3 protein-coding genes and 2 rRNA genes (1 of these 5 only partly in view) are annotated in these 11,793 nt (G+C 59.2%); all 5 read left to right on the top strand.

The window, feature by feature from the left end:
• Positions 1-2,033, top strand: a 23S ribosomal RNA gene (locus POR16_RS21255); it begins 861 nt to the left of the window's first position.
• A 157-nt stretch (positions 2,034-2,190) separates the two neighbouring features.
• Positions 2,191-2,306: ribosomal RNA gene (rrf, locus tag POR16_RS21250) — 5S ribosomal RNA — on the top strand.
• Positions 2,307-2,501: 195 nt separating this feature from the next.
• Positions 2,502-5,978 (top strand): exodeoxyribonuclease V subunit gamma, encoded by a 3,477-nt coding sequence (gene recC, locus POR16_RS21245; protein WP_024669815.1) that lies wholly within the window; start codon positions 2,502-2,504, stop codon positions 5,976-5,978.
• Complete coding sequence (gene recB, locus POR16_RS21240; protein ID WP_005895162.1) at positions 5,975-9,667, top strand: exodeoxyribonuclease V subunit beta; 3,693 nt, start codon at positions 5,975-5,977, stop codon at positions 9,665-9,667. Before recC ends, recB begins: the two co-directional genes overlap by 4 nt.
• Entirely contained in the window at positions 9,664-11,754 is a 2,091-nt protein-coding gene (recD, locus tag POR16_RS21235; protein ID WP_005895164.1) for an exodeoxyribonuclease V subunit alpha, read from the top strand. Before recB ends, recD begins: the two co-directional genes overlap by 4 nt.
• Positions 11,755-11,793 lie beyond the last annotated feature (39 nt).

Genomic DNA, 11,793 nt, shown 5'->3' with positions numbered 1-11,793 from the left:
TCGGCTAGGGGGTCATCCCGACTTACCAAACCGATGCAAACTCCGAATACCTACAAGTGCCGAGCATGGGAGACACACGGCGGGTGCTAACGTCCGTCGTGAAAAGGGAAACAACCCAGACCGTCAGCTAAGGTCCCAAAGTCATGGTTAAGTGGGAAACGATGTGGGAAGGCTTAGACAGCTAGGAGGTTGGCTTAGAAGCAGCCACCCTTTAAAGAAAGCGTAATAGCTCACTAGTCGAGTCGGCCTGCGCGGAAGATGTAACGGGGCTCAAACCATGCACCGAAGCTACGGGTATCATCTTTTGATGATGCGGTAGAGGAGCGTTCTGTAAGCCTGTGAAGGTGAGTTGAGAAGCTTGCTGGAGGTATCAGAAGTGCGAATGCTGACATGAGTAACGACAATGGGTGTGAAAAACACCCACGCCGAAAGACCAAGGTTTCCTGCGCAACGTTAATCGACGCAGGGTTAGTCGGTCCCTAAGGCGAGGCTGAAAAGCGTAGTCGATGGAAAACAGGTTAATATTCCTGTACTTCTGGTTATTGCGATGGAGGGACGGAGAAGGCTAGGCCAGCCTGGCGTTGGTTGTCCAGGTTTAAGGTGGTAGGCTGAGATCTTAGGTAAATCCGGGATCTTAAGGCCGAGAGCTGATGACGAGTGTTCTTTTAGAACACGAAGTGGTTGATGCCATGCTTCCAAGAAAAGCTTCTAAGCTTCAGGTAACCAGGAACCGTACCCCAAACCGACACAGGTGGTTGGGTAGAGAATACCAAGGCGCTTGAGAGAACTCGGGTGAAGGAACTAGGCAAAATGGCACCGTAACTTCGGGAGAAGGTGCGCCGGTGAGGGTGAAGCATTTACTGCGTAAGCCCACGCCGGTCGAAGATACCAGGCCGCTGCGACTGTTTATTAAAAACACAGCACTCTGCAAACACGAAAGTGGACGTATAGGGTGTGACGCCTGCCCGGTGCCGGAAGGTTAATTGATGGGGTTAGCGCAAGCGAAGCTCTTGATCGAAGCCCCGGTAAACGGCGGCCGTAACTATAACGGTCCTAAGGTAGCGAAATTCCTTGTCGGGTAAGTTCCGACCTGCACGAATGGCGTAACGATGGCGGCGCTGTCTCCACCCGAGACTCAGTGAAATTGAAATCGCTGTGAAGATGCAGTGTATCCGCGGCTAGACGGAAAGACCCCGTGAACCTTTACTATAGCTTTGCACTGGACTTTGAATTTGCTTGTGTAGGATAGGTGGGAGGCTTTGAAGCGTGGACGCCAGTTCGCGTGGAGCCAACCTTGAAATACCACCCTGGCAACTTTGAGGTTCTAACTCAGGTCCGTTATCCGGATCGAGGACAGTGTATGGTGGGTAGTTTGACTGGGGCGGTCTCCTCCTAAAGAGTAACGGAGGAGTACGAAGGTGCGCTCAGACCGGTCGGAAATCGGTCGTAGAGTATAAAGGCAAAAGCGCGCTTGACTGCGAGACAGACACGTCGAGCAGGTACGAAAGTAGGTCTTAGTGATCCGGTGGTTCTGTATGGAAGGGCCATCGCTCAACGGATAAAAGGTACTCCGGGGATAACAGGCTGATACCGCCCAAGAGTTCATATCGACGGCGGTGTTTGGCACCTCGATGTCGGCTCATCACATCCTGGGGCTGAAGCCGGTCCCAAGGGTATGGCTGTTCGCCATTTAAAGTGGTACGCGAGCTGGGTTTAGAACGTCGTGAGACAGTTCGGTCCCTATCTGCCGTGGACGTTTGAGATTTGAGAGGGGCTGCTCCTAGTACGAGAGGACCGGAGTGGACGAACCTCTGGTGTTCCGGTTGTCACGCCAGTGGCATTGCCGGGTAGCTATGTTCGGAAAAGATAACCGCTGAAAGCATCTAAGCGGGAAACTTGCCTCAAGATGAGATCTCACTGGAACCTTGAGTTCCCTGAAGGGCCGTCGAAGACTACGACGTTGATAGGTTGGGTGTGTAAGCGCTGTGAGGCGTTGAGCTAACCAATACTAATTGCCCGTGAGGCTTGACCATATAACACCCAAGCAATTTGCGTCGAACGACCAGATTGCGGTGACTGTGAAGATGACACGAACCGAAAGTTTGCGTCACAAGCGACACCTGAATAACCGACTGTCACATACCCGATTTGCTGAAGCGCGCCGTATGGCACGACTCGGTACCCGAATTTCTTGACGACCATAGAGCATTGGAACCACCTGATCCCATCCCGAACTCAGCAGTGAAACGATGTATCGCCGATGGTAGTGTGGGGTTTCCCCATGTGAGAGTAGGTCATCGTCAAGATTGAATTCCAGAAACCCTCATCGCTTATGCGTTGAGGGTTTTTGTTTTTATGGCGTTCGCCAAACTTCATCCTGTCGATCAGGCAAGCCTGCCAATATCCGGTAGTCATCCGGATCAACATGCTTATAGCAATCCAGCGCGCTTGCCCTTATGGTTCGGCCTCAGGTTCCAATCGCACTCGCCAAGGAAGCAAGCATGTCCGTAACGACCTCTCTAAGCGCAGGTTTCATGGTGGTTCAAGGTAACCGCCCGGATGAACTGCGCAGTCTGGTCGTGTCCTGGATGCGTCGTTATCCCTTGGCGCCGCTTGAGAACGAGATTGCCCTGGTGCAGAGCAACGGCATCGCCCAGTGGCTCAAGCTCGCATTAGCCGAAGACGCTCAGGATGATGACAATGGCGGCTGCGGCATTGCTGCAGCCATAGATGTTCAGCTACCCGGCAGTTTCATGTGGACGCTGTATCGCACGGTGTTGGGCAGCGATGAAATCCCTTCGGCGTCTTTGCTCGACAAGACTCCGCTGACCTGGCGCCTGATGCGCCTGCTACCCGCACTTATCAATCAGCCGCACTTCGAACCGTTACAGCGTTTTCTGACAGACGACACGGACCTGCGCAAGCGCTATCAATTGTCCGAGCGCCTTTCCGACCTGTTCGACCAATATCAGGTTTATCGCGCTGACTGGCTGAATGACTGGGCCGCTGGCCGTCATCAGCTTCTTGATGCACGGGGGCAGTCCAGACCACTGACAGATGCCAACTGTTGGCAGGCCGAGTTATGGCGTGCCTTGCTGGATGATGTCGGAGCCGAGGGTATGTCGCAGAGCCGCGCTGGCGTGCATCAGCGCTTTATCGAACGCATCGGCAGCATGACCGAAGCGCCACCGGGCTTGCCGGCACGAGTCATCGTTTTCGGTATCTCCTCACTGCCGGCACAGGCGCTCGAAGCATTGGCAGGGCTGGCCAAGTTCAGCCAGGTGCTGCTCTGTGTACATAACCCTTGCCGCCATCACTGGACTGATATCGTTGCCGACAAGGACCTGCTGCGGCACCAGTACAAACGCCAGGCGCGCAAGACCGGCATGCCGATGATCCTCGATCCACAGGCGCTTCATCAACATGCGCATCCGCTGCTCGCCGCTTGGGGCAAGCAGGGCCGTGACTACATCAACCTGCTGGACAGCCATGACGATCCGCGCAGCTATCGTTCGTCCTTCAAGGACGAACGGATCGATTTGTTCAGTGATGCCGAACCCCTCAACTTGCTGAATCAGTTGCAGGACGACATTCTCGAGTTGCGCCCACTGGATGAGACGCGAGAAAAGTGGCCAGCGGTTAATCCTCTGGAAGACCGCTCTGTTCGCTTCCATATCGCCCACAGCGCTCAGCGTGAGGTGGAAGTGCTACACGATCAGCTCTTGGCGCGGTTCAGCAAAGACCCCAACCTGCGCCCTCGTGACGTAATCGTCATGGTCCCTGATATCGACAGCTATGCACCGCATATTCGCGCTGTCTTCGGCCAGATCGAACGGGACGATCGCCGCTTTATCCCGTTTACCCTCGCGGACCAAGGGCAACGTGGTCGTGAGCCGTTGCTGATTGCAGTCGAGCATCTGCTCAAGCTCCCCGATAGTCGTTTCCCGGTCAGTGAAATTCTCGACCTGCTGGATGTTCCTGCGCTGCGAGCGCGCTTCCGGATTCAGGAGCGCGATCTGCCAACCCTGCACCGCTGGATCGAGGGTGCAGGCATCCGCTGGGGGCTAAACGCAGAGCAGCGCGCCGGTCTGGGTTTGCCGAATGCTCTCGAGCAGAACAGCTGGCATTTCGGTCTGCGCCGCATGCTGCTGGGCTATGCCGTGGGGGCCGGTACTGCTTACGATGGCATTGAGCCCTACGATGAAATCGGTGGGCTGGATGCTGCATTGATCGGCCCTCTGGTGGCGCTGATCGATGCGCTTCAGGTCGCCCACACGCAGCTGTCACTTCCAGCAACGCCTGACGAATGGGGCGCGCGTTTGCAGGCGCTGTTGCAGTTGTTTTTTCAGGCCGACAGCGAACATGACGACTACCTGCTGGCTCAGCTCGAAACGTTACGTGAAAACTGGCTGGAGACCTGCGCAACGGTAAAGCTTATTGAAGAGTTGCCGCTGACCGTGGTTCGCGAAGCCTGGCTGGCCGGCCTTGATCAAGGCCGTCTGTCCCAGCGTTTTCTCGCCGGTTCTGTGAACTTCTGTACCCTGATGCCCATGCGGGCCATCCCGTTCAAAGTGGTGTGCCTGCTGGGTATGAACGACGGTGATTATCCCCGCGCTCAGCCGCCACTGGATTTCGACCTGATGGGCAGTGATTACCGCCCTGGCGACCGTTCGCGGCGCGAAGATGACCGCTATCTGCTACTCGAAGCGCTGCTTTCGGCCAGGGATCAACTGTACGTCAGCTGGGTTGGCCGCAGCATCCGTGATAACAGCGAGCGTCCCGCTTCGGTGCTGATAGGCCAGTTGCGTGACCATCTTGCCAGCGGCTGGAAACTGGCTGGCGAAAGCGATGCCGAAAGTAGCCTGGACGACGGCGAGCGCTTGCTGAAAGCCCTGACGGTTCACCATCCGCTTCAGCCGTTCAGCGCCAGTTACTTCCATGCAGGCACCGGCTTTTTCAGCTTTGCCCGCGAATGGCGTCTGCTTCACGAGACCGATGCCCAAGCGCCTGCTCCCATCGAGCTGCCGCCCCATGAACAGGAGGAGCCGCTGTCCATCGCGCAATTGCAGGACTTCCTGAGAAACCCGGTGAAGCACTTTTTCAGTCAGCGCCTGAAAATCTATTTTGAGGTCGCCGAAGCGCCGCTCGCTGATGAAGAGCCGTTCGTGCTGGATGCCCTGGAGCGCTATGGCCTCAGTGAAAGCCTGCTCAGTGCCGCTATGGTTTCTCCCGACAATATCGATGTCGCCCTCAAAACCCAGGCCCTGAAACTGCAAGCCAGCGGCCTGTTGCCTCTTGCCGGGTTCGGTACCAGCATGCAGGACGAGTTGATCGAGCCATTGCCGGACGTACTCAAGCGTTACCACGACCTGCTGACGCTGTGGCCCGAAACCCTGAGCAGTGCATTGCCGATCAGCTTCAGCCACAGCGGTGTGAGCATCGATGGCTGGCTTGGCGGATTACATCGCAACGGCAGCGGCGAGTTACTGCTGGTTACGGCGATCCCCAACAGCATCGGTTCGAAAAAGACCCGCAAATGGCATCGGTTGATTCGTCCGTGGGTGAATCATCTGGTGGCTTGCGCCTGTGAACTGCCGTTGAGCACTGCATTGGTGGCCAGCGATGAAACGCTAATGCTTGAGCCAATGGAAAGAACTGCAGCCGTCAGCACACTCAATCACCTGTTGATGGCCTGGCTGCACGGCATGCAGCGACCACTGCCGGTAGCCGTCAAGACTGCGTTCGCCTGGTTGGGCCAGCCTGCCGACAAAGCGGAAGCCGCAGCCCGCAAAGCGTATGAAGGCGACGGGCAAACCACCGATGGCGAGCGTCGCGAAAGCACCGCACTGGCTCGGCAGTTTCCGGATTTTGACGCTTTAATGGAAAGCGAAGAATTCGCTGGCTGGTGCGAAACGCTCTACAAACCGATTTACGATGCGCCCTGGCAGTCCTTGTCTGGCGGGGAGGGCGGCGCATGAACCAGCAATCGCTCCCTCTGGCGCTGCGTTTTCCGCTGCGCGGCAGTCAGTTGATTGAGGCCAGCGCCGGTACGGGCAAGACTTTCACCATATCCGCGTTGTACGTGCGTCTGGTGTTGGGGCACGGTTCAGAAGAGTCCGGCTTCGGCCGTGAATTGCTGCCGCCGCAGATACTCGTAGTGACCTTTACCGACGCTGCGACCAAGGAGCTGCGCGACCGGATTCGTACGCGACTGGCCGACGCTGCGCGGTTTTTTCGGGACGAGATAGCAGCGCCGGATGGCCTCATCGCCGAGTTGCGCGAGCAGTTCGAGGTCGAGCAATGGCCAGCCTGTGCCAGCCGCCTGGACATCGCCGCGCAATGGATGGACGAAGCGGCCGTATCGACCATCCACAGCTGGTGTCAGCGCATGCTGCGCGAGCATGCTTTCGACAGCGGCAGCCTGTTCACTCAAACCCTCGAAACCGATCACAGCGACTTGCTCGGCGAGGTGCTGCGCGATTATTGGCGCCGGTTCTGCTACCCCATGAGCGGCGACGCGCTGGCCTGGGTACGGAAAAACTGGAGCGGTCCGGCGGCGCTGTTGCCTCGCGTGCGAGGCTTGTTTGGCCGGGACCGTAGCACTATTGGCCAAGAGCCTGCCGAGCTGATCGAGGCGTCTTTGCAGGAGCGTCGGGCAGCACTCGCGGCCCTTAAAGCCCCTTGGGCTGCATGGGCTGACGAACTGTACGCCCTCTGTCAGGACGCCGTGGCGCGCAAGGTGGTCGACGGTCGCAAGATGCAGGAACGCTTCTTCAAACCCTGGTTTGAAAAGCTGTCCGCATGGGCCGCAGACGAAAGCCAGGAAGCGCTGGACCTCGGCACGGGCTTCACACGTTTGACGCCGGAGGGTATTGCCGAGGCCTGGAAAAGCGATCCGCCCTCGCACCCGGCGTTCCAGGCCATGGCCGAACTCAAGCCCGCGCTCGACGGCTTGCCCACACCGGATGCCGCCGTGTTGCAGCATGCTGCGCAGTGGGTCAGCGCCCGTTTTGAAGAAGAAAAGCGCCGTCGTGCCGAAATGGGCTTTGATGACATGCTGCTCAGGCTTGACGCCGCATTGCGCGGTGCGGGCGGCGAGCGACTGGCCACCTTGATTCGAGAACAGTTTCCTGTCGCACTGATCGATGAATTCCAAGACACCGACCCTGTGCAATACCGGATCTTCGAAAGCATTTACCGCCTCGAAGACAACGACCAGCAAACCGGACTCTTTCTGATCGGCGATCCCAAGCAGGCGATCTATGCCTTTCGTGGCGCCGATATCTACACTTACCTGCGTGCCCGCCAGGCCACCAACGGGCGTTGGCACACGCTGGACACCAACTATCGCTCCAGTCACGCGATGGTCGAGTCGGTCAACCACGTCTTCACCCGCGCCGAGCAACGTGTGGAAGGTCGTGGCGCCTTTCTGTTTCGTGACGATAAGGGCAACCAGGTGCCGTTCTCCGACGCCTTGGCCCAAGGTCGCAAAGAGACGCTGCAAGTCGATGGCAGCCCGTTGACTGCATTGACCGTCTGGCATCTGGAAAGTGAGCAAGCGGTGTCCGGCGTCGCTTATCGCCAGCAACTTGCAGCCAGTTGCGCCAGCGAGATCGTGCGCCTGCTCAATGCCGGCCAGCAGGGCAGTGCCGGTTTCGCTTCAGCTGACAAGACACTGCGTGGGCTGCGGCCTGCCGACATCGCGATTCTGGTCCGCGATGGCAAGGAAGCGCAGGCGGTGCGTCAGCAATTGACTGCGCGCGGCGTGCGCAGCGTCTACCTGTCGGACAAGGATTCGGTATTCGCTGCTCAGGAAGCTCATGATCTGCTGTCTTGGCTGAAGGCTTGCGCCGAACCGGATTCCGAACGCACGTTGCGTGCCGCACTGGCGTGTATCACGCTGGATCTGTCGCTGGCCGAGCTGGAGCGTCTGAATCAGGACGAACTGGCGTGGGAGCTGCGCGTGATGCAGTTTCGTGGTTATCGTGCCGTATGGCGCAGTCAGGGTGTGTTGCCGATGCTGCGCCGCCTGTTGCACGACTTCGCACTGCCACAGACATTGATGGCACGCACCGATGGCGAGCGAGTGCTCACCAACCTGCTGCACTTGTCCGAACTGCTGCAGCAGGCCGCCGCCGAGCTGGATGGCGAACAGGCATTGATTCGTCATCTTGGTGATCACCTGGCATTGTCCGGCCAGGCTGGAGAAGAGCAGATCCTGCGCCTGGAAAGCGACGAGCAACTGGTCAAGGTGGTGACCATCCACAAGTCCAAGGGGCTGCAGTATCCATTGGTGTTTCTGCCGTTTATCTGTTCGTCAAAACCCGTCGATGGCAGCCGCCTGCCGCTACAGTTTCACGACGCCGAGGGTCGCCCTCAGATCAGTCTGCAGCCCACTGAAGCGCTGATCCGACAAGCCGACGACGAGCGTCTGGCAGAAGACCTGCGCTTGCTGTATGTCGCGCTCACCCGCTCGGAATACGCTTGCTGGCTGGGCGTCGCTGACCTCAAGCGTGGCAATGCCAACAACTCGATGCTGCACCGTTCGGCGCTGGGTTATCTGCTGGGTGGTGGCACGCCGCTGCCCGAGTCGTCTGACCTCAAGGTGTGGCTGCGTGACCTGGCAGAAGGCTGCGGCGCGATTGTCTTGCAGACAGTTCCCGAGTCCACCGACAACAGCTTCAGCGCGCCGCGCAACGACGCCTCGCTGGTCAAACTGCTGGTGCCTAAACGCCGTGCTGCCGAGAACTGGTGGATCGCTTCCTACAGTGCTCTGCGCATTGGCGATACGGTAACCGCCGGTGCCGACCAGTCGCCTGACAGCCCGCAGGCGCAGAAGCTCTTTGATGACGAGCGTCTCGACCCTGAGGCCCCTCGCGATATTCTGCTTGGCGGCGGCGATATCCATCGTTTCCCGCGTGGCCCCAACCCCGGCACCTTTCTGCACGGCCTACTGGAATGGGCGGGTAATGAAGGTTTTGCAAACACCGCGCACGCTCCAGACAAACTGGAAGATGCCGTTGCCCGTCGCTGTAATCGGCGCGGCTGGAAGGGCTGGATCGAGACCCTGCGCGACTGGTTACAGCAGACGCTGACCATGCCGTTGCGTCTTTCGCCCGATGCCTCTCCAGTCGCGCTGGGCGATCTGGATCAGCCTAATCAGTACCGCGTCGAGATGGAGTTCTGGTTCGCCAGCACCAACGTCAATGTGGCGCAAATGGACGCACTCGTGCGCCGCTTTACCCACGACAACGCGCCACGAGCGGCGACCGAAACCGTCTCGCTCAATGGTATGTTCAAAGGTTTTATCGACCTGACCTTCGAGCACGAAGGCCGCTATTACGTCGCCGACTACAAGTCCAACTGGCTGGGCAGCGATGATGACGCCTATACCGAGCTGGCGATGGAGGCTTCGATTCTCGACAATCGCTACGACCTGCAATACGTCCTCTACCTGCTGGCCCTGCATCGACAGCTCAAGGCACGAATGGCCGACTACGATTACGATCAGCACATGGGCGGCGCGCTTTATCTGTTTCTGCGCGGCAGTCGTGCAGCGTCTCAAGGTGCCTGGTTCACCCGCCCGCCACGCGAGCTGATCGAAAGCCTGGACTTGCTGTTTCAGGGCAAGCCGATACCGCATGATCTGCCGGGAGCATTGGCATGAACCGCTCGTTTGACGATCTGTTGCCTGCCACCCTGGACGACGCCGGCCTTGCCGAATTGAGTCCGCTGACTCGTGTGGATGACCTTCTGATGTTGCTGGAACGCTGGGTCGAACGCGGCTGGTTGCGCGCGCTGGACCGGGCGTTCGTCGCGTTCCTCAGTGAGCTTGATCCCCAGTCTGATCCGCTGGTTTTGGTCGCTGCGGCACTCACCAGCCATCAATTGGGCCACGGTCATGTCTGCCTTGATCTATACGAGACCCTGAAAGAGCCTGACTTTGCTCTCTCACTGCCGCCTGAAGGTGATCAACAAAGCGGAACAATGCTGCCCTCGCAATTGCTCGCAGCGCTGGAGGGAGCGGCCTGGTGCCAGGCGCTCGCCCGCAGCTCGCTGGTGGCCGAGGCAGGGAACTCCAGCGCCGAGGGGCTGCAAAAGCCACTGGTGCTGGCGGAGCGGCGGCTATACCTGCGCCGTTACTGGACCTATGAACGGCGCATTGCTGCAGCCTTGCGCCAGCGTCTCGCGCAAGCCGACGCTCCTCCTGGCGATCTGCCGCAGCGTCTGAACGCATTGTTCAAGCCCGCCAGCCCTGCGTCGGACGCTGTCATCGACTGGCAGAAGCTTGCCTGTGCGCTGGCCACCCGTCGAGCGTTCAGCATCATCACGGGCGGTCCAGGCACTGGCAAGACCACTACCGTGGTGCGTTTGCTGGCGTTGCTTCAAGCTCCCGCCGTGCAGAGCGGACAGCCATTACGCATTCGCCTGGCAGCACCTACCGGCAAGGCAGCGGCACGTCTGACCGAGTCCATCAGCCAGCAGGTCCAGAGCCTGGACGTCAGCGACGACGTGCGCCAAAAAATTCCCAGCGAAGTCACCACAGTTCACCGCCTCCTCGGCAGTCGCCCGGGCACCCGGCACTTCCGTCATCACGCAGGCAACCTGCTGCCGCTGGATGTATTGGTAGTCGACGAAGCGTCCATGATCGACCTGGAAATGATGGCCAACCTGCTTGACGCACTGCCGCCGCATGCCCGTATGGTACTGCTGGGCGACAAGGATCAGTTGGCTTCCGTCGAGGCAGGCGCCGTGCTGGGCGATTTGTGCCGCGACGCTGAAGAGGGCTTCTACAGCCCCGAAACCCAGGCCTGGCTGGAAGCCGTTGGCGGCGAAGACCTCAGCAAGGGCGCGCTGCGCCAAGGCGATGCACAGCAACATCCGTTGGCCCAGCAAGTGGTCATGTTGCGTCACTCGCGCCGGTTCGGGCAGGGCAGCGGCATTGGTCAACTGGCCCTGCTGGTCAACCAGCAGCAGGATCAACAGGCGAGGGCGTTGCTGTCGGCTGGCAGCCACGCCGACCTGTTCGCGCTGACGCTCAAAGGCGAGCAGGACCTCAAGTTCGAGCGTCTGGTGCTGGAAGGCCTTGGCAAGGGCGAGCAAGGTCCGCAGGGGTATCGGCATTACCTGAGCGTGCTGGCCGCCGAGCGCCCGGTCGATGGCGCTGAACTCGACGACGCGTGCTGGACCCGATGGGCGCGCTCGGTGCTGAACGCGTTCGATTCATTCCAGCTACTCTGCGCTGTCCGCAAAGGCCCTTGGGGCGTGGAAGGCCTGAACCAGCGCATCACCCATGCGCTGTTCAATGCCAGCCTTATCGAAAGCGAGCAGCAATGGTACGAAGGTCGGCCAGTGCTGATGACCCATAACGACTACGGCCTTGGCTTGATGAACGGCGACATCGGCATCACCTTGCGCCTGCCCGAGCGTGAGGGCGAGGGCAAACAGGTACTGCGCGTCGCCTTCCCGCGCAATGACGGCAGCGGCGGCGTACGCTTTGTCCTGCCGAGCCGCCTGAACGAAGTGGAAACCGTCTACGCCATGACCGTACACAAATCCCAAGGCTCGGAATTCGCTCACACTGCTCTGATCTTGCCCGAAGCGCTTAACCCGGTACTGACCAAGGAACTGATCTACACCGGCATCACCCGCGCCAAACACTGGTTCAGCCTGATCGAACCGCGCCAGGGTATCTTCGAAGAAGCCCTGCGCCGCAAAGTAAAACGCCTGAGCGGCTTGATGCTCGGGCTTTGAACCTGCCAGCGTGCATCGCCGACCCGCAGCGTTGCGCGC

The sequence above is a fragment of the Pseudomonas coronafaciens pv. oryzae str. 1_6 genome, from assembly GCF_000156995.2.
Taxonomy (GTDB): domain Bacteria; phylum Pseudomonadota; class Gammaproteobacteria; order Pseudomonadales; family Pseudomonadaceae; genus Aquipseudomonas; species Aquipseudomonas tremae.
The sequence above is the reverse complement of the archived record's forward strand: the minus strand, read 5'-3'. Positions and strand labels throughout refer to the sequence as shown.